Source organism: Pseudomonas sp. LH1G9 (genome assembly GCF_002949975.1).
Classification (GTDB): domain Bacteria; phylum Pseudomonadota; class Gammaproteobacteria; order Pseudomonadales; family Pseudomonadaceae; genus Aquipseudomonas; species Aquipseudomonas veronii.
On record NZ_CP026880.1, the window covers coordinates 1,072,813 to 1,091,205 of the forward strand.

Sequence of the window (18,393 nt, forward strand, 5' to 3'; positions counted from 1 at the left end):
AATGTGGGAGGGGGCTTGCCCCCGATAGCGGTGGCTCAGTCAGGTATGTATTGGCTGACACACTGCCATCGGGGGCAAGCCCCCTCCCACATTTTGATCGGCGTACACCCGTTCCGGCACAACAAGAGGGCTTTGCCTGTTGGATCACTACCCGCAGACCAACCCCCTGGGCCTCTTCTAACCCCGACTTGAAATACAACCCAATGTGGGAGGGGGCAAGCCCCCTCCCACATTTTGATCGGCGTACACCCGTTCCGGCACAGCAAGAGGGCTTTGCCTGTTGGATCACTACCCACAGACCAACCCCCTGGGCTTCTTCTAACCCCGATTTGAAATACAACCCAATGTGGGAGGGGGCTTGCCCCCGATAGCGATGGCTCAGTCAGGTATGTATTGGCTGACACACTGCCATCGGGGGCAAGCCCCCTCCCACATTTTGATCGGCGTACACCCGTTCCGGCACAGCAAGAGGGCTTTGCCTGTTGGATCACTACCTGCAGACCAAGCCCCTGGGCCTCTTCTAACCCCGACTTGACATGCAACCAACTGTGGGAGGGGGCAAGCCCCCTCCCACATTTTGATCGGCGTACACCCGTTCCGGCACAGCAAGAGGGCTTTGCCTGTTGGATCACTACCTGCAGACCAACCCCCTGGGCCTCTTCTAACCCCGACTTGACATGCAACCAACTGTGGGAGGGGGCAAGCCCCCTCCCAGATTTTGATCGGCGTACACCCGTTCCGGCACAGCAAGAGGGCTTTGCCTGTTGGATCACTACCCGCAGACCAACCCCCTGGGCCTCTTCTAACCCCGACTTGAAATGCAACCAACTGTGGGAGGGGGCTTGCCCCCGATAGCGATGGCTCAGTCAGGTATGTATTGGCTGACACACTGCCATCGGGGGCAAGCCCCCTCCCACATTTTGATCGGCGTACACCCGTTCCGGCACAACAAGAGGGCTTTGCCTGTTGGACCACTACCTGCAGACCAACCCCCTGGGCTTCTTCTAACCCCGACTTGAAATACAACCCAATGTGGGAGGGGGCTTGCCCCCGATAGCGGTGGGTCAGTCATGCATGTCTTGGCTGACAAGCCGCCATCGGGGGCAAGCCCCCTCCCACATTTTGATCGGCGTACACCCGTTCCGGCACAGTAAGCGGGCTTTGCCTGTTGGATCACTACCTGCAGACTAACCCCCTGGGCTTCTTCTAACCCCGACTTGAAATGCAACCAACTGTGGGAGGGGGCAATCCCCCTCCCACATTTTTGATCGGTGTACATCTGCTACCAAGGCATGCTTCAGGCTCGTTCGAAAGTAGCATTCGCACCCCCATCCCCCCATGCATTAATGCCATTACCGGAATCTTCCGGCACAACAAGAGGATCGCCCCATGTGGACTAAACCCGCGTTTACCGACCTGCGTATCGGCTTTGAAGTGACCATGTACTTCGCCAGCCGCTGATTCACCCCCGGCCAGCCTCGCGCTGGCCGGGGTCGTTTGGGGAATGACTCTTTGGTCTGATTGCATTCGCGCGCGGATGGGTTAGTGTGGAGCGCATCTCTCAAAAATAATAAAAACAGGCTTTCCAATGAGCCCAAATCTCAGCCTTCTGCGTAAGTTCGTTTCGCCTGAAATCATCTTTGGTGCCGGCTGCCGGCACAACGTCGGTAATTACGCCAAGACCTTCGGTGCGCGCAAAGTGCTGGTGGTCAGCGACCCCGGTGTGATCGCCGCCGGCTGGGTCGCCGACGTGGAAGCCAGCCTGCAGGCCATCGGCATCGATTACTGCCTGTACAGCGGCGTCTCGCCCAACCCCCGCGTCGAAGAAGTCATGCTCGGTGCCGAGGTGTACCGCGACAACCATTGCGACGTGATCGTGGCCATCGGCGGCGGCAGCCCGATGGACTGCGGCAAGGCCATCGGCATCGTGGTCGCCCATGGGCGCAACATCCTCGAATTCGAAGGCGTGGACACCATTCGCGTGCCCAGCCCCCCGCTGATCCTGATCCCCACCACCGCCGGCACTTCGGCGGATGTCTCGCAGTTCGTGATCATTTCCAACCAGCAGGAGCGCATGAAGTTCTCCATCGTCAGCAAGGCGGTGGTGCCGGACGTGTCGCTGATCGACCCGGAAACCACCGCGAGCATGGACCCGTTCCTGTCCGCCTGCACCGGCATCGATGCGCTGGTGCATGCGATCGAGGCGTTCGTCTCCACCGGCCACGGCCCGCTGACCGACCCCCACGCGCTGGAAGCCATGCGCCTGATCAACGGCAACCTGGTGCAGATGATCGCCAACCCGGCGGACATCGCCCTGCGCGAGAAGATCATGCTCGGCAGCATGCAGGCGGGGCTGGCGTTCTCCAATGCGATCCTCGGCGCGGTGCATGCCATGTCCCACAGCCTCGGCGGCTTCCTCGACCTGCCTCACGGCCTGTGCAACGCGGTGCTGGTGGAGCATGTGGTGGCGTTCAACTACAACTCGGCGCCGGAGCGCTTCAAGGTGATTGCCGAGACGTTCGGCATCGACTGCCGCGGCCTGACTCATCCGCAGATCCGCGGGCGGCTGGTCGAGCATCTGATCGCGCTGAAGCGTGCCATCGGCTTCCACGAAACCCTCGGCCTGCACGGCGTGCGGGTGGCGGACATTCCGTTCCTGTCCCAGCACGCCATGCACGATCCGTGCATCCTCACCAACCCCCGCGAATCGAGCCAGCGTGACGTCGAGGTCGTCTATGGCGAAGCTCTCTGACGACCAGCAGCGCGCCCTGGCCGGGCTGCTGGGGTTGGGCGACCAGTCGGCGCGCAAGAGCCACTACCCGGAACTCACGGCCCGCCTCGATGAGCTGGAGGCCGAGCGCAACCGCTACATCCGCCTCAACGACGAACTGGAGCAGCGGGTGGCGGCGCGCACCGATGAACTGCTCGAAGCCAACCGCAACCTGCAACAGCAGGTCGCCCAGCGCGAACAGGTCGAACAGGAACTGCGCGACGCCCGCGACGCCGCCGAGGCCGCCAACCGCAGCAAGGACAAGTACCTCGCCGCCGCCAGCCATGACCTGTTGCAGCCGCTCAACGCCGCACGGCTGTTGATCGCCACCCTGCGCGAACGGTCGTTGCCGAGCGTCGAGCAGGTGCTGGTGGAGCGCACGCACCAGGCCCTGGAAGGTGCCGAGGATTTGCTCACCGACTTGCTCGATATCTCGCGGCTCGACCAGGCAGCGGTCAAGCCGGACGTGGCGCTGTATCGCCTGGACGAGCTGTTTGCGCCGCTGGTCTCCGAATTCCAGTCCGTCGCCCTGGCCGCCGGACTGAATCTGCGCGCGCACACCGGCCATTACGCGATCCGGACCGACCTGCGCCTGGTGACGCGGATTTTGCGTAATTTCCTCAGCAACGCCTGCCGCTACACCGACGACGGCTGCATCCTGCTCGGCGCCCGTCGTCGCGGCGATCACCTGCGCCTGGAAGTGTGGGACACCGGACGCGGCATCCCGGCCGACCGGCTCGACGCGATCTTCCTCGAATTCAACCAACTGGACGTCGGCCGCGCCTCGGACCGCAAGGGCGTGGGCCTGGGGCTGGCGATTGTCGAGCGGATCGCTGAGATCCTCGGTTACCCGGTGGCGGTGCGCTCGTGGCCGGGACGCGGGTCGATGTTCAGCCTCGAAGTGCCGATCAGCGAAGAAATGCCGTTGGCCATCAGCCAACTGCCCACGCAACCGACCACCGGCAACCCGCTGCCGGGGCGGCGTTTGCTGGTGCTGGACAACGAAGTCAGCATCCTCGAAAGCATGAGCGCGCTGCTCGGGCAGTGGGGCTGCGAGGTGGTCACGGCCACCGACCAGGCCGGCGCGTTGCTGGCGTTGCAGGGCAGGGCGCCGGAACTGATCCTGGCGGACTATCACCTGGACCACGGCGTGGTGGGCTGTGAGGTGGTCAAGTACCTGCGCGAGCATTTTGCCCAGACGATTCCCGCCGTGATCATCAGCGCCGACCGCACCGACCAGTGCCGGCGCATCCTGCGGCGGCTGGACGCACCGTTGTTGAACAAACCGGTCAAGCCCGGGAAGTTGCGGGCGGTGTTGAGTCAGTTATTGGCCTAGAGGTTTGATACCTGTCAACACCGCGTGCGGCATTTTGCGCCATGCTCCCAGCCTGATTTGACGCCGACGGAGATTCCCCCATGAGCGCCCCCGCAACAACCGCTGCATCATTCAAGTTGCCCTTGGGCCTGGTCGTCGCTGTACTGGTGATGGTCGGGGTGCTGCTGTTACCGCTGCCCGCGGATTTGCCGGTGGCCGGGCATCGCATGCTGGCGATCCTCGCGTTTGCGGTGGTGGTGTGGATCAGCGAGGCGGTGTCCTATGAGGCCAGCGCGATCATGATCACCTCGCTCATGGCGTTCTTGCTCGGCACCGCGCCGTCGCTGCAAGACCCCGCGCACCTGATCGGCTCCAGCCCGGCCATCGGCATGGCGCTGACCGGCTTCTCCAACCCGGCGCTGGCGCTGGTGGCGGGGGCGTTGTTCATCGCCGCCGCCATGACCCACACCGGCCTGGACCGGCGCATTGCCCTGGTCACGCTGACCCGGGTCGGCACCAGCACCCGCGGCATTCTGCTGGGGGCGATCGCGGTGACTATCCTCCTGAGCCTCGTCGTACCCAGCGCCACCGCGCGCAGTGCCTGTGTGGTGCCGATCATGATGGGCGTGGTGGCGGCGTTTGGCGTCGATAAACGCTCCAACATCGCCGCCGGCCTGATGATCGTGGTGGCCCAGGGCACCAGCATCTGGAACGTCGGCATCCAGACCGCCGCCGCGCAGAACCTGCTGACCGTTGGGTTCATGGACAAGATGCTCGGCCAGCGCGTGTCGTGGATCGACTGGCTGATTGCCGGCGCGCCATGGGCGCTGATCATGTCGGCGGTGTTGCTGTTCCTGGTGATCAAACTGCTGCCGCCGGAAAGCGACAGCATCCCCGGCGGCAAAGAAGCCGTGGCCCAGTCGCTGGTGGATATCGGCCCGATGACCGGCCCGCAAAAACGCCTGCTTGCCGTGTCGGTGCTGTTGCTGTTGGCGTGGGCTACCGAAGGGCGCCTGCACAATTTCGACACCACCTCGACCACCTACGCCGGGCTGGTGTTCCTGCTGTTGCCGGGGATCGGCGTGATGACCTGGAAGGATGTGCAGTCGCGGATTCCGTGGGGCACGGTGATTGTGTTTGGCGTCGGCATCAGCCTCGGCACGGCGTTGCTGACCACCCAGGCCGGGCAGTGGCTGGGTTCGCAAGTGGTGGCGCATACCGGCCTGGACCAGGTCGGGCCGCTGGGCGTGTTTGCCATCCTCGGGGCGTTTTTGATCGTGATCCACTTGGGGTTTGCCAGTGCGACGGCGTTGACCTCGGCGTTGTTGCCGATCCTGATTGCGGTGTTGCAGACCTTGCCGGGGGAGTTCAACCGGTTGGGGATGACCATGCTGTTGGGGTTTGTGGTGAGCTACGGGTTTATCCTGCCGATCAATGCGCCGCAGAACATGGTGTGCCTGGGGACTGGGACATTCACGGCGCGGCAGTTTGCCAAGGTGGGGGTGTTGGTGACGCTGATGGGTTACTTGTTGATGTTGGTGTTTGCGGCGACCTACTGGAGTTGGCTTGGCTGGATCTGATAGGGCGTGTCATGGGGTCGCCAATGCAAAGGAGATCCAATGTGGGAGGGGGCTTGCCCCCGATGGCGGCCTCTGGGCTGACCAGCTTTTTGGGTTGAGTACATATCCATTGTTGCGGTCACGGCTGCTATGGGTTCCGCCCTTACGGCGGGTCACTTTGGAAAAGCCCCAAAGTAACCAAAGGGCTCTTGCCCCACCACTCGGTGCCTCGCCTAGGCTCGGCATGCCCTCACTCCGGCTTGAATCCGTGGGCCGCCGTCATGGGCCATCCCTGGCCCAGGACGGCTAACCCGGCGTCCTGCCGGGTTGCCCACGGATTCAAGCCTGCGTTCGGCCAGCGTGGTTTTACGGGGCGCCTAAGATCAAAAGCAAAAGCAAAAGCAAAAGCGAGGCTGCCTTATAGCCGACCTGATCCTGGAAGCCGAACCCAGTCAAAAATGTGGGAGGGGGCTTGCCCCCGATAGCGGTGGGTCAGTCATGCATGTAGTGGCTGACACACTGCTATCGGGGGCAAGCCCCCTCCCACAGTTGGAATGTATTTCAGGGTGAAATTGAGTTGGGTCGACTGGTTGTGTTCCAGCAGTTTCAGGCCCGGCCTGCCCGGCAAGTGATGGGCATTCACCGGATGGCTCACCGGCTCGATGCAGAAGAACCCCAACCCCGGCGGGCAGTACAGCAAGAAGTAATCGGCGCCGGTGGCCTGGCATTCCAGGGCATAACCCAGCTCCGGCTGTTCGATCCGGCAATGCCCGTCCCACTGGCAAAACCCGTTGTCGACCAACGCTTGGGGCAACCCCTTGAGCTGTTGGAAATCCCAATCGGCGTGTACGGGTGCCAGCGCCGTCGGCAGCTTGGACGCATCACTCATCCACACTTGCCCAGCCTTGGCCTGCAACCGCGTACCCGCCCGGCGCGGGAAGTAAGGATGCAAGCCCAAACCGTGCCACGCGGCGGCTTCGGCCAGATGCGTCACGCTCAGCCCGATACTCAACACGCCGTTGCTCAACCCAAACCGCTGCTCGGCGCGATAGGCGAACGGCGTGGCGCATTCCAGCGCAAGCAGCACTTCATCCGCCGACTGGCTGACCACGCGCCACGCCTGTTGCCAGGCCGAACCGTGAATCGGCAGCGGATCGGTCGCGCTGTTGGGCGTGAGTGCCAGCCAGCCGGCCGGCGTATCGAAACCGCCGTTGGCAATGCGATTGGACCACGGCGCGAGGGGATAGCAGGCCAGTTTGCCGGGCAGGCCGGTGTCCAGCGCCGCTTGATCGCTAGGCCGCAGCAGGGGCTGGCCGCTGGCGCGCACGCGCCAGTTGACGATGCTGCCGCCCACGGCCGGGGCGAGGGTGAGGTGGGTCAGGTGATCTTCCAGTTCAATCAGCATCACAGCACCAGCCCTGGCAGCCACAGCGATAACGCCGGAATGTAAGTCACCGCGATCAGCACCAAAAACAGCACGCCATAGAACGGCAGCAGCGCCTTCACGGTGTTCTCGATACTCACCTTGCCCACCGCCGCCCCCACGAACAGCACCGCGCCGACCGGTGGCGTGATCAGGCCGATGCCGAGGTTGACCAGCATGATCATGCCGAAGTGAACCGGGTCGACGCCGATGCCGAGCACCACCGGCAGCAGGATCGGCGTGAGGATCAAAATCAGCGGCGCCATGTCCATCACCGTGCCGAGCAACAGCAGCATGGCGTTGATGCACATCAGGATCACGTAGCGGTTGTCCGACAGGGTCAGGAACAGCGTGGTGATCTTCGCCGGGATCTGCATCAGGGTCATGATGTAGCCGAAGCTGGCCGCGAAGGCGATCAGGATCATCACGATGGAAATGGTGCGTACCGTGCGGTGCATCAGCTTGGGCAGCTCGTTCCATTTGTAGTCGCGGTAGATGAACATGGTCACGAAGAATGCCCACAGCACCGCGATCGCGGCGGACTCGGTGGCGGTGAAGATGCCCGACAGGATGCCGCCGAGGATGATCACCATGGCCATCAGGCCCCACAGTGCGTCGGCGCAGATTTTCAGCGCTTGCTTGAGCGGGATGACTTCGCCCTTGGGGTAGTCGCGCTTCTTCGCGAAGATCAGGCACAGCACCATCAGGCACGCGCTCATCAGCAGGCCCGGGACCACGCCGGCCATGAACAGCGAGGCGATCGACACCGTGCCGCCCGCCGCCAGGGAGTAGAGCACCGAGTTGTGGCTGGGCGGGGTCAACAGCGCCTGCACCGAGCCGCTGATGGTCACCGCCGTGGCGAACTCCCGGGGGTAGCCACGGCGCTCCATTTCCGGGATCAGCACCGAGCCGACCGAGGCGGTGTCGGCCACCGAGGAGCCGGAGATCGCACCGAAAAACGTCGAGGCCATGATGTTCACCAGGGACAAGCCGCCGCGCACAAAACCCACCAGCACCCCGGCGAACGCCACCAGCCGCCGCGACATGCCGCCCTCGGCCATGATCGCGCCGGCCAGCACGAAGAACGGAATCGCCATCAGCGAAAACTTGTTCACCCCGCCAGCGATCTGAATCATCAGGGCCTGGTACGGAATGTCGATCCACCACGCGCCGATCAACGCCGACAGGCCCAGGGCATAGGCCACTGGCATGCCGATCAGGATCAAGCCGACAAAGCTGCCCAACAGAATCAATGCGTCCATATCAGGCAGCCCCTTCGCTTTCTTCAACCAGATCGAAGCGCACGACCCGTCGGTTGCTCTGGTCACCGAGCACGAGTTTTTCCATCACGAAGACCAGGGTCAGCAACCCGCCGATCGGGATCGGCATGTAGGTGATGCCCACGCGCAGGGTAGGGATGGCGCTCATGAACTGGTTCCAGGTGGACAGGCACAGCTTGCTGCCCCAAATGGTCATGAACAGGCAGATGGTGCCCATCAGCAGTTGCGAGAGGATGTCGACGACCTGGCGTTGGCGCGCAGGCAGGCGGTCAGTGACCATCGCCACCGACATATGCGCCCCGGCGCGGTAGCTGGCGGCGGCGCCGATAAAAGTGAACACCAGCATCAGCAGGATGGCGGTGGGCTCCGGCCAGCTGGAGCCGGTGCCGAGGATGTAGCGGGCGAAGATGCCCCAGGGGATGATCAGCGCGACCCCGAGGACCGAGAGGCCGGCGACCCAGATGCAGGTCATGTAGAGGCGGTCGTTGATGCGCAGCACTAGATTCTTCATGGCGTTCACCGTGACCGGGCGCGTCGATGCCGACCGCGCCGGGCCTTATGCGAGAGGCAGGGCGGGTTATTGAACGGCGTCGATGCGCGCGATGATGTCGGCGTAAGGCGCGCCGTACTTGGCGCGAACCGCGGCGGTGGCGTCGTAGAAGGGCTGTTTGTCGACGCGGATGAACTCCACGCCGGCCGCCTTGAGTTTTTCCTCGCTGCTGGCGGATTTTTTATCCCACAGCACACGCTCATCGGCCTGGGCGGCCTTGGCGGCGTTCTTCACCATGAGCTGTTGCGCGGGGGTGAGCTTGTTCCAGGTGATTTTCGACATCACGATCGGTTCGGGCAGGATCAGGTGCTCGGTGAGGGTGTAGTACTTGGCGTTCTGAAAGTGGTTGTGTTCCAGCATGGTGGGTGGGTTGTTCTCGGCACCGTCGATCACCCCGGTCTGCAAGGCACTGAAGATCTCGCCGGTGTCCATGGCGATACCGTTGGCACCCATGGCGTTGAAGGCATCGATGAACAGCGGGTTGCCCTGCACGCGAATCTTCATGCCCTTGAGGTCTTCGATCTTGCGCACCGGTTTTTTGCTGTAGAGGTTGCGCGTGCCGCCGTCCATCCAGGCCAGGGCGACCAGGCCGAATTCGGAGTCGGTGATCTTGGCGAGGATTTCATCGCCGATCCCGCCGTCGATGACTTTGCGCATATGCGCCTGGTCGCGGAACACGAATGGCAGGTTGAACACGTTCACGTCCGGCACCACCGGGCCGACGATGCCGAGGCTGACCCGGGTCATCTGGATCGCGCCGACCTGGGCCTGTTCGACGACTTCTTTTTCCGAACCCAGGACGCCCCCGGGGAAGTACTTGAAGGTCAGTTCGCCGTTGCTTTCTTGGGTGAGGGCCTTGCCCATGTTCTCTTCGGCCACGACGGTGGGGTAGCCGGCGGGGTGGATGTCGGCGAATTTGATTTCCAGCGCGTGGGCGGCGCTGCTGAGGGTGAAGATTGCGGCGGCGAGCAAGGTGCGTTTGAAGTCCATGGGCGGTCACTCCTGTCTTGTTATTGTTGTATTCACGGCACAGCGATGCAGCTAGAGGGCGAAGCGGGGTTCGGGCAGTCCTGTCGTGCCGGGGTTGAGGGCGAATACGCCGCCGGACAGCGACTGCTCGCTCTGGTCGTCACGGATCGAGGTGACGAACAGGGTGTCCAGGCGACTGCCGCCAAAGGCGCACATGCTGGGTTTTTTCACCGGCACGCGCAGGGAGCGGTCCAGGCGACCGTCGGGGGTGAAGCGGTGGATCAGGCCGGCGTCGTTGGCGCAGATCCAGTAGCCGCCGTCGACATCCACGGCCGCGCCATCGGGGCGGCCTTGGTGTGGCTGCATGTCGACAAACACGCGGCGGTTGGACGGTGTGCCGGTGTCGGTGTCGTAGTCGAAGGCCCAGATCTGTTGCACCAGCGGGTGCGAGTCCGAGACATACATCGTGCCGCCATCGGGGCTGAAGGCCAGGCCATTGAGGGTGATAAAGCCGTCCAGTTGCGCATGCGGCGCCGCACCCGACGCGTAACGGTAGAGGATGCCTGCGGGCGCATTTGCGCTCATGTCCCGCACCATGCTGCCGGCCCAGAACCGGCCCTGGCGATCGCAGCGCCCATCGTTCAGGCGCATGTCCGCGCGCGGGTGCGCGACCTCGGCCAGGGGCGTGGTGTCGAGGCTGCCGTCGTTGTGCGCGGTGAGCTGGAAAAAGCCGCTTTCCATCCCGGCGACCCAGTTGCCCGCATCGGTGCGGGCAATGCAGGCGAGCATCTGCGGGGCTTTCCACGCGTCGATATGGCCGGTGGCGGCGCTCCAGCGTTGCAGGCCGCCGTTGGGAATATCCACCCAGTACAGGGCGTTTTCTTCGGGCACCCACACCGGGCATTCGCCCACGGCGTTGCGGGCGTCGACAATCAATTCAGCGGTCATGGCAACTCACTCCCTTGGGTTAGTGTGACGTCAGTCACCGAACGGCCCGGCGGCGCAGAACGCACCGCCCTGGTAGACCTTGGCCGGGTCGTCGGCGGCCAGCGGCGGCTGGCGCTCGACCTGGGCGCGGAATACTTCGGAGCTGTCTTTGGGGGTGAAGCCCAGGTGTGCGGCGTAGCGGTTGTCCCACCAGGTGTCGAGGTTGGCCGACATGCCGTAGACCACGGTGTGGCCGACGTTCGGCGTGTACAGCGCGCGTTCGAGCAGTTGGGTCAGGTCATCGAAGCTCAGCCAGGTGTGCATCATCCGGCGGTTCTGCGGTTCGGGGAACGACGAGCCGATGCGGATGCTCACGGTCTCGATGCCGTAGCGGTCGAAGTAGAAGCTGGCCATGTCTTCGCCGTAGGACTTGGACAGCCCGTAGTAACTGTCCGGGCGACGCGGCGAGTGAGCGTCGAGGTGCTCGCCCTGTTGATAGAAGCCGATCACATGGTTGGAGCTGGCGAAAATCACGCGCTTGACGCCATGGCGGCGGGCGGCTTCGTAGATGTGAAAAATCCCGCAGATATTGGCGCCGAGGACTTCTTCGAACGAGCGCTCCACGGATACGCCACCGAAATGCAGGATGGCGTCGACGCCTTCGACCAGGTGATGTACCGCGTGTTTGTCGGACAGGTCGCAGGGCTGCACTTCTTCATTGGCGCCGGCGGGGGCCATGTCGGCGATATCCGACAGGCGCAGCACCTGGGCATACGGCCGCAGGCGTTCGCGCAGCACTTTGCCCAAGCCGCCGGCGGCACCAGTGAGCAGCAGGCGGTTGAATGGAACGGGAGGCGTGGCGGTGGTGGTCATGGTGTGTTCCATTGTTGTTGTAAGTTGTCGTATGACTATGCCGAAGTATTGTTAGAGAGTCCCCGCTTGTCAATGTGGGAGGGGGCTTGCCCCCGATGGCTGTGGGTCAGTCACAGAGACATTGCCTGATACACCGTCATTGGGATGTACCGGAGCAAGCCCCCTCCCACAATGGATGTGCCCGGGTTTTAGATCTTTAAAGCAACGAAATCGGGTAGCTGACGAAGACCCGGTTCTCATCGAACTCGTTATTGCTGAAGTCCCGGCGCATGGTCGAATTGCGCCAGCGCACGTTGAGGTTCTTCAGAACACCGCTCTGCACCGTGTAGGCCAGTTCCGATTCGCGGCCCCATTCCTTGCCATCGGTGATCGTGCCGGTGTGGACGTTACTGCCGCTGATGTAGCGGTTCATCAGGGTCAGGCCCGGAACGCCGAGCGCCGCGAAGTTGAAGTCGTGGCGCAGTTGCCAGGATTTCTCCTTGGCGTTGTCGTAGCTGGCGTTGTAGCTGTCGTTGGCCAGGGTGCCGCCGCTGGTGCCGTTGACCCGCATCCATGCGCTGTCGCCGCTGAGTTTCTGCAGACCGACGTAGAAGGTGTTAGCGCCGTATTTGGCCGAGAGCAGGGCGAACGCGGTTTTGTTGTCGAGGTCGCCGGCCAGGGCGCTGCCGTCTTCCTTGCCGTTGAAGAAGCCGAGGTTGGCGCCCAGGGTCCAGTCGCCCAGCGGCTGGCTGTGGGTCAGGTTGAGGTACTGCTGTTGGTAGATGTCGGTCAGTTCGGCGTACCACAGGCCGACCTGGGTGCGCTTGTCGTTGAAGGTGTATTCGGCGCCGCCGAAGTTGAAGCGGTCTGAGGTGAAGGCGGCTTTGCCGTTCATGAACATGTCTTCCATGCTCGCATCGTTGCGCGGGCTGTTGCCGCGAAACTGCCCGCCGTAGAGGGTCAGGCCGGCGATTTCATTGGAGGTGACCTGGCCGCCCTGGAAGGTTTGCGGCAGGGAACGGCCATCGTCGGAACGCAAAATCGGCAGCACGGGCATCCATTCGCCGACTTTCAGTTCGGTCTTCGACAGCTTGGTTTTCAGCGCCACGCCCAGGCGCCCGAAGTTGTCGGCGGGGCGACCGTCGTCGTGAACCGGCAGCAACTGGGTGCCAGCGGTACCTTTGCCGCCGTCGAGCTTTTGCGAGTACAGGCCCAGCACATCAATCCCGAAGCCCACGGTGCCCTGGGTGTAGCCGGATTTGGCGTCGAGGATGAAGTTCTGCGTCCACTCTTGGGCCTTGGCCTGGGGGTTGGACGGGTTGGTGAAATTGCGGTTGAAGTAGGCGTTGCGTAAGTTGAGCGTGGCCTTGGCGTCGCCGACAAACCCTTCGGCCTGGGCGATGAGGGGCAGGGTGAAAGCCAGGCTGCCGAGGCCGATAAGGCCGAGATGCGAGGAGGAATTGCGGGCGGATGGACGCACAGTGACGCTCCCTTGGGTTTGTTGTTTTTATTATTTGTCATACGTCGTCGTACAACATAAGGGTGATATTTGCGGGGTTTTTGTGGCTTGTCAATCAGAAGTTATACGATGACCAGGCTTCGCTGAGCAAAAGTGGCCGTGGTTCAGTGTGGGAGTTGGATCGTGTCGACTATGGATTCAGCCGGCCATCGCCATCGGGGGCAAGGTGCCGAGGAGGGAGACGGCGGCAACCGCTAAAATACCTAGTAACCATTCAGCCATCACACTGGCCTTCAAGGTCTCCAGTCGTTGTTCGCAGCGCTCGATACGCAAGCGGTTCAGCAGCGCCAGGGCCAACATGCCCAGCACCAGCATCGCCTTGATCAGTAGAATCAGGGCGAAACCGTTGAACAGCGGGGTGGGCCACAGTTGCCCGGTCAATACACGCACGTTGATCAAGCCGGTGACCAGCAAGCCGGCGACCAGGCCATAACCCGCGCCGCTGAAACGCAGCAGAATCGGCTCCAGCCCATGGCGCTGCGGTTGGCGCAGGATCAATACCAACAGCAGCAGACCGCCAAGCCAGGCGCCCACGCATGCCAGGTGGACGACCTGATTGAGGATCAGCAACTGGCCGCTGAGCCCGTTGAGCATGGCGCCGTGACCGACTGGGGCCAGGGTCGCCAGCAGCAGGCCGATCAAGGGCAGGCGCAACGCCGACCAGGGTTTGATCAAGGCGATCAACAGCAGCACGTTGAGCAGCAGATGCCAGAGCCACACTTGGCCGAAAAAGGTCTTGCCCAGCACCAATTGCACAGTGGCCGGTTGCAGTGCGGCGTCCCAACTGCCGGCCATGCTGACCGTGATCAGCAGCAACCAGGCCACGCCGGAGCCGAGCCCGAGCCAGGCCAGTGCTCGGCTGATACGCAGCACTTGCCGGTCCAGCGCCGGCTGCGGTGCATTGCCCATCAGCCATGGCCTGAATACACAGGCCCCGAACATCAACAAGACGACGATGAAATGCAGGAAACGGCACAGCACCAGCAGCGTCGCCATAGGTTATTGGCCGACCTTGAAGCTGTATTCGCCGTTGCTCTTGTGGGTGTCGACCGAGACCGCGTTCCACACCACTTTGTAGGTGCCGGCTGCCAGAGGCGCGGCGGGCGTCACCACCAGGGTTTTCTTGTCGGCATCCGGCGTTGCCAGGCCCTTGATTGCGATTTCGGTGCCGTCCTTGCTCAGGGAAACCTTGGAAAAGGTCGCCTCCACGCCTTCGCTGAAGGTCAGGCGCACATCGTTCGGTGCGGCGACGCTGCTGTCTGCCGCAGGCGTCGCGCTCTTGAGGTGAGCATGGGCAAACGCCGCCGAGGCGCCCAGCAGCGAGGCCAGCAGAGCGACGGTGGTCAGGGTTTTCTTGATCAACATTGAGCAATACCAATCAAAGGATAGGACGGGCAGTGTACGAAGTTTCGGCTCCTCCTGTCGCCCCGATCTAGAGCGGGTGGTAGTCTTTCCGTTATGTCTTTGTCAGGGAGCCCTTATGGGCAAGCACAAGATCGGAATTCGTCGGGTCAACGTCGAAAAAATCCTGCTGGCGGCGGAAAAAATCTTCGCCGAGAAGGGCTATGGCAGCACCGCCATGGCCGATATTGCCGCCGAAGTGCAACTGCCGCGTTCCAACCTGCATTACTACTTCACCACCAAGAGCGAGCTGTACAGCGCGGTGCTGTTCGATCTGTTGGAAGTGTGGAAGCAGGATGCCCTGAGCTTCGAAACCTTCGATGACCCGCGAGTGGTGCTCAGCAGCTACATCCGCGCCAAGATGCAACGCTCGCGCACGCGGCCGTATGGGTCGAAGGTCTGGGCCAACGAAATCATCCACGGCGCGCCGACGCTCGGTGAGGCGCTGGATGAAAGCCTGTACGACTGGGCCAAGATGAAGGAAGCGAAAATTCGCCAATGGGTGGAAGACAAACGCATCCTGCCGGTCGAGCCGGCGAGCCTGCTGTATATGATCTGGGCCTCGACCCAGCACTACGCCGACTTTGATCATCAGGTGAAGATTCTGAACGATCACCAGCCGTTGTCGGATATGCAGTTCGAGAGGGCGATTCAGACGGTGACGGGGGTGATTTTGCGGGGGATTGGGTTGGAGCCTTGAGGCTTGAGGCTTGAGGCTTGTGGTGAGGCTGAGGGCCTCATCGGGGGCAAGCCCCCTCCCACAATGAACTGCATTTGTCTGAAAGAATGCGGTCAACTGTTTGAGACTTGAGACTTGTGGTGAGGCTGAGGGCCTCATCGGGGGCAAGCCCCCTCCCACATTGACTGCATTTTGTCTGAAAGAATGCGGTCAACTGTTTGAGTCTTGAGTTTTGTGGTGAGGCTGAGGGCCTCATCGGGGGCAAGCCCCCTCCCACATTGACTGCATTTTGTCTGAAAGAATGCGGTCAACTGTTTGAGCCCTGAGGCTTGTGGTGAGGCTGAGGGCCTCATCGGGGGCAAGCCCCCTCCCACAATGAACTGCATTTTGTCTGAAAGAATGCGGTCAACTGTGGGAGGGGGCTTGCCCCCGATAGCGCTCTACTGGACTACACCGCTTCCCGATAGGGATTACGCGGGTCCTGGGTCCAGTTCAAGAACGGCTTGCCGGTGTCCACCGGTACCATCTCGATGCAATCGGCCACCGGGCAGGTGATCTGGCACAGGTTGCAGCCCACGCATTCGTCATCGATCACTTCGTACTTATGCGTGCCGTCCGCCTGTTTCAAACTGGCGATGGCCTGGTGCGACGTATCTTCGCAGGCAATGTGGCAACGCCCGCAGCCGATGCAGGCGGCCTGATCGATCTTGGCGATCACCTGGTAGTTGATATCCAGGTACTTCCAGTCCGTAGTGTTGCCCACGGCGCGCCCGGAAAAATCCTGCAGGCTGGTGTAACCCTGACTGTCCATCCAGCGCGACAGGCCGTCCTTCATTTCTTCGACGATGCGAAAGCCATGCAGCATCGCCGCCGTACACACCTGCACGGCGCCGCAGCCGAGGGCGACGAATTCCGCCGCATCGCGCCAGTTGCCGATGCCGCCAATGCCGCAGATCGGCAAGCCGTGGGTCTGCGGGTCGCGGGCGATTTCGGCGACCATGTTCAGCGCGATCGGCTTGACCGCCGAACCGCAGTAACCGCCGTGGGTGCTCTGGGTGCCGACCGTCGGCAGGGCGACCATGCGTTCCAGGTCCACGCTGGTGATGGAGTTGATGGTGTTGATCAGCGACACCGCATCCGCACCGCCGCGATACGCCGCACGCGCCGCCACCCGGATGTCGGTGATATTCGGCGTGAGCTTGACGATCACCGGCAGCGAACAGTACGTCTTGCACCAGCGCGTCACCTGTTCCACATACTCCGGTACCTGGCCGACCGCCGCGCCCATGCCGCGCTCGGGCATGCCATGGGGGCAGCCGAAGTTCAGCTCGATGCCGTCGCAGCCGGTGGCTTGCACCAGCGGCAGGATGTTTTTCCAAGACTCTTCGACGCACGGCACCATCAGCGACACGATCAGCGCGCGGTCCGGCCAGTCCTTTTTGACCTGGGTGATTTCGCGCAGGTTGATCTCCAAAGAGCGGTCGGTGATCAGCTCGATATTGTTGATGCCCAGCACTTCGCGGTTGGCGCCGTAATGCGCCGAGTAACGCGACGACACGTTGACCGCCGCCGGGTCTTCCCCGAGGGTTTTCCAGACCACGCCGCCCCAGCCCGCTTCAAAGGCGCGGACCACGTTGTAGGCTTTGTCGGTGGGCGGCGCGGAGGCCAGCCAGAACGGGTTGGGGGCTTTGATACCGGCGAAGACAATCGAGAGATCGGCCATTACGCAGCCTCCACGTTGAGCATGAGTTGGGCATGCATGGCTTCTGCCGCCAGCTTGCCGTGTTGCACCGCCTGCACGGTGAGGTCCTGGCCGAGGCTGACGCAGTCGCCGCCGGCATACACGCCGGGGATGCTGGTGCGCAGGTGTTCGTCGACGAAGATGCGTTCGCCGACTCGCTGCAGTTGCTGGGCCAGCGGGTCGTGCAGTGCGGCGTTGTCGAAACCTTGGCCGATGGCTTTGAAGATCGCATCGGCGGCCAATTCGAAGGTTTCGCCGGTGGGTTGCAGGCGCCCGTTGTCCAGGTGCGTGCGGGCGAAACGCATGCCGCGCACATGGCCTTGCTCGTCCAGCAGCACTTCCTCCGGCTGGGCCCAGGTCAGCAGGCGAACCTGATTGGCCTTGGCGATGTCCTGCTCGTGACTGGTGGCGCCCATGTCCGCCAGGCCCCGGCGATACACCAGGTTGACGTCGCGGGCGCCGAGGCGGGCCATTTGCACGGCCATGTCGATGGCGGTGTTGCCGGCACCGAGCACGATGCAGCGGTCGGCCAGGGGCAATTGGGTGAGGTCGTCGGCCTGGCGCAGTTCGCGGATGTAGTCGGTGGCGGCGAGCAGGCCGGGTGCGTCTTCATGGGGCAGGCCGAGTTGCTTGCTGGCGGCCAGGCCGAGGCCGAGGAACACCGCATCGAAGTGCTGATGCAGTTCGCTCAACGACAGGTTGTCGCCCAGGCGCTGGCCGTGACGGATCTCGATGCCGCCGATCTGTAGCAGGAACTCCAGCTCCTTCTGCGCGAAGTCATCCACCAGTTTGTACTTGGCGATCCCGTATTCATTCAGGCCGCCGGCTTTTTCCCGGGCTTCGAAGATCACCACATCGTGGCCGTGCAACGCGGCGCGATGGGCGCAGGCCAGGCCGGCCGGTCCGGCGCCGACCACGGCGATGCGCTTGCCGGTGGTGGCGGCGCGCTGGAACGGGTGTTCGCTGAAGTGCGCGTTGTCGATGGCGTAGCGTTGCAACAGGCCGATCAGCACCGGCGCGCATTCTTCGCCGTGGTTACGCACGCAGGCTTGCTGGCACAGGATCTCGGTGGGGCAGACCCGGGCGCAGCTGCCGCCGAGGATATTGGCCGAGAGAATCTTCTGCGCGGCGCCTTGCACGTTGTCGGTGTGGAGGTTGCGGATGAACGATGGGATGTCGATTTCGCTGGGGCACGCATTCACGCACGGCGCGTCGTAGCAATACAGGCAGCGCGAGGCTTCCAGTTGCGCCTGGCGGGCGTTGAGGGGCGGTGCCAGGTCGGTGAAATGGCTGGCGAGGGTCGCCCCGTCTTCATGGGGATGGGGGAGGTGGGTCAGGGTCTGGATCACGGTGTGGGCCTCACGGTTTTTTTTCGGATTGCCTCTGGCGGGCATTTTTGTTGCCTGGG

At 62.8% G+C, this 18,393-nt stretch carries 16 protein-coding genes; 5 read left to right on the top strand and 11 right to left on the bottom strand.

What is annotated here, in order from left to right:
- The first annotated feature begins 1,389 nt into the window (after nucleotides 1–1,389).
- From pqqA to C5F70_RS05130, 4 genes are all read left to right on the top strand, one after another.
- Complete coding sequence (pqqA, locus tag C5F70_RS05115; RefSeq protein WP_010209364.1) at nucleotides 1,390–1,461, top strand: pyrroloquinoline quinone precursor peptide PqqA; 72 nt, start codon at nucleotides 1,390–1,392, stop codon at nucleotides 1,459–1,461.
- Nucleotides 1,462–1,588: 127 nt separating this feature from the next.
- A complete protein-coding gene (gene ercA / locus C5F70_RS05120) occupies nucleotides 1,589–2,752 on the top strand; it encodes an alcohol dehydrogenase-like regulatory protein ErcA (protein ID WP_017847475.1) in 1,164 nt (387 codons plus the stop codon).
- Complete coding sequence (locus tag C5F70_RS05125; RefSeq protein WP_017847474.1) at nucleotides 2,736–4,106, top strand: hybrid sensor histidine kinase/response regulator; 1,371 nt, start codon at nucleotides 2,736–2,738, stop codon at nucleotides 4,104–4,106. Before ercA ends, C5F70_RS05125 begins: the two co-directional genes overlap by 17 nt.
- Before the next feature lie 80 nt (nucleotides 4,107–4,186).
- Entirely contained in the window at nucleotides 4,187–5,665 is a 1,479-nt protein-coding gene (locus C5F70_RS05130; protein WP_017847473.1) for a DASS family sodium-coupled anion symporter, read from the top strand.
- Between the two features lie 475 nt (nucleotides 5,666–6,140).
- Here the strand turns inward: C5F70_RS05130 and C5F70_RS05135 are convergent, their stop codons facing one another.
- The 9 genes from C5F70_RS05135 to copC all read right to left on the bottom strand — a co-directional run bounded on the left by C5F70_RS05135 (nucleotide 6,141) and on the right by copC (nucleotide 14,529).
- Complete coding sequence (locus tag C5F70_RS05135; protein ID WP_104902834.1) at nucleotides 6,141–7,049, bottom strand: aldose 1-epimerase; 909 nt, start codon at nucleotides 7,047–7,049, stop codon at nucleotides 6,141–6,143.
- Entirely contained in the window at nucleotides 7,049–8,329 is a 1,281-nt protein-coding gene (locus tag C5F70_RS05140) for a TRAP transporter large permease (protein ID WP_017847471.1), read from the bottom strand. Before C5F70_RS05140 ends, C5F70_RS05135 begins: the two co-directional genes overlap by 1 nt.
- A 1-nt stretch (nucleotide 8,330) precedes the next feature.
- On the bottom strand, nucleotides 8,331–8,858 hold the full coding sequence (locus C5F70_RS05145) for a TRAP transporter small permease (protein ID WP_104902835.1): 528 nt from the start codon (nucleotides 8,856–8,858) through the stop codon (nucleotides 8,331–8,333).
- A 66-nt stretch (nucleotides 8,859–8,924) separates the two neighbouring features.
- Nucleotides 8,925–9,887 carry a TRAP transporter substrate-binding protein gene (locus C5F70_RS05150; protein WP_104902836.1) on the bottom strand — a complete coding sequence of 321 codons (963 nt, stop codon included), beginning with the start codon at nucleotides 9,885–9,887 and terminating at the stop codon, nucleotides 8,925–8,927.
- 51 nt (nucleotides 9,888–9,938) lie between these two features.
- The gene (locus C5F70_RS05155; protein ID WP_104902837.1) at nucleotides 9,939–10,814 is read right to left on the bottom strand and encodes an SMP-30/gluconolactonase/LRE family protein; all 876 of its coding nucleotides are present in this window, start codon (nucleotides 10,812–10,814) and stop codon (nucleotides 9,939–9,941) included.
- A 30-nt stretch (nucleotides 10,815–10,844) separates the two neighbouring features.
- The gene (locus C5F70_RS05160) at nucleotides 10,845–11,666 is read right to left on the bottom strand and encodes an NAD(P)-dependent oxidoreductase (RefSeq protein ID WP_017847467.1); all 822 of its coding nucleotides are present in this window, start codon (nucleotides 11,664–11,666) and stop codon (nucleotides 10,845–10,847) included.
- Between the two features lie 196 nt (nucleotides 11,667–11,862).
- Entirely contained in the window at nucleotides 11,863–13,125 is a 1,263-nt protein-coding gene (locus tag C5F70_RS05165) for an OprD family porin (RefSeq protein WP_104902838.1), read from the bottom strand.
- Nucleotides 13,126–13,302: 177 nt separating this feature from the next.
- Nucleotides 13,303–14,160, bottom strand: a complete 858-nt coding sequence (copD, locus tag C5F70_RS05170; protein ID WP_104902839.1) for a copper homeostasis membrane protein CopD — start codon at nucleotides 14,158–14,160, stop codon at nucleotides 13,303–13,305.
- 3 nt (nucleotides 14,161–14,163) lie between these two features.
- On the bottom strand, nucleotides 14,164–14,529 hold the full coding sequence (gene copC, locus C5F70_RS05175; RefSeq protein ID WP_017847464.1) for a copper homeostasis periplasmic binding protein CopC: 366 nt from the start codon (nucleotides 14,527–14,529) through the stop codon (nucleotides 14,164–14,166).
- Nucleotides 14,530–14,644: 115 nt separating this feature from the next.
- On the opposite strand from copC, the gene C5F70_RS05180 reads away from it, so the two are divergent.
- Nucleotides 14,645–15,265 carry a TetR/AcrR family transcriptional regulator gene (locus tag C5F70_RS05180; RefSeq protein ID WP_046485637.1) on the top strand — a complete coding sequence of 207 codons (621 nt, stop codon included), beginning with the start codon at nucleotides 14,645–14,647 and terminating at the stop codon, nucleotides 15,263–15,265.
- A gap of 427 nt (nucleotides 15,266–15,692) precedes the next feature.
- Here the strand turns inward: C5F70_RS05180 and preA are convergent, their stop codons facing one another.
- Both preA and C5F70_RS05190 read right to left on the bottom strand, forming a co-directional pair.
- The gene (gene preA, locus C5F70_RS05185) at nucleotides 15,693–16,967 is read right to left on the bottom strand and encodes an NAD-dependent dihydropyrimidine dehydrogenase subunit PreA (RefSeq protein WP_104902840.1); all 1,275 of its coding nucleotides are present in this window, start codon (nucleotides 16,965–16,967) and stop codon (nucleotides 15,693–15,695) included.
- Nucleotides 16,967–18,334 (bottom strand): NAD(P)-dependent oxidoreductase, encoded by a 1,368-nt coding sequence (locus C5F70_RS05190; protein ID WP_104904530.1) that lies wholly within the window; start codon nucleotides 18,332–18,334, stop codon nucleotides 16,967–16,969. The genes preA and C5F70_RS05190 overlap by 1 nt, the downstream gene beginning before the upstream one ends.
- Nucleotides 18,335–18,393: the final 59 nt, after the last annotated feature.

Bases quoted from the DNA above. Each gene is read 5' to 3' on its own strand.
- ercA (WP_017847475.1), top strand. From the start codon at position 1,589: ATGAGCCCAAATCTCAGCCTTCTGCGTAAGTTCGTTTCGCCTGAAATC.
- C5F70_RS05125 (WP_017847474.1), top strand. From the start codon at position 2,736: ATGGCGAAGCTCTCTGACGACCAGCAGCGCGCCCTGGCCGGGCTGCTG.
- C5F70_RS05130 (WP_017847473.1), top strand. From the start codon at position 4,187: ATGAGCGCCCCCGCAACAACCGCTGCATCATTCAAGTTGCCCTTGGGC.
- C5F70_RS05135 (WP_104902834.1), bottom strand. From the start codon at position 7,049: ATGCTGATTGAACTGGAAGATCACCTGACCCACCTCACCCTCGCCCCG.
- C5F70_RS05140 (WP_017847471.1), bottom strand. From the start codon at position 8,329: ATGGACGCATTGATTCTGTTGGGCAGCTTTGTCGGCTTGATCCTGATC.
- C5F70_RS05145 (WP_104902835.1), bottom strand. From the start codon at position 8,858: ATGAAGAATCTAGTGCTGCGCATCAACGACCGCCTCTACATGACCTGC.
- C5F70_RS05150 (WP_104902836.1), bottom strand. From the start codon at position 9,887: ATGGACTTCAAACGCACCTTGCTCGCCGCCGCAATCTTCACCCTCAGC.
- C5F70_RS05155 (WP_104902837.1), bottom strand. From the start codon at position 10,814: ATGACCGCTGAATTGATTGTCGACGCCCGCAACGCCGTGGGCGAATGC.
- C5F70_RS05160 (WP_017847467.1), bottom strand. From the start codon at position 11,666: ATGACCACCACCGCCACGCCTCCCGTTCCATTCAACCGCCTGCTGCTC.
- copD (WP_104902839.1), bottom strand. From the start codon at position 14,160: ATGGCGACGCTGCTGGTGCTGTGCCGTTTCCTGCATTTCATCGTCGTC.
- copC (WP_017847464.1), bottom strand. From the start codon at position 14,529: ATGTTGATCAAGAAAACCCTGACCACCGTCGCTCTGCTGGCCTCGCTG.
- C5F70_RS05180 (WP_046485637.1), top strand. From the start codon at position 14,645: ATGGGCAAGCACAAGATCGGAATTCGTCGGGTCAACGTCGAAAAAATC.
- preA (WP_104902840.1), bottom strand. From the start codon at position 16,967: ATGGCCGATCTCTCGATTGTCTTCGCCGGTATCAAAGCCCCCAACCCG.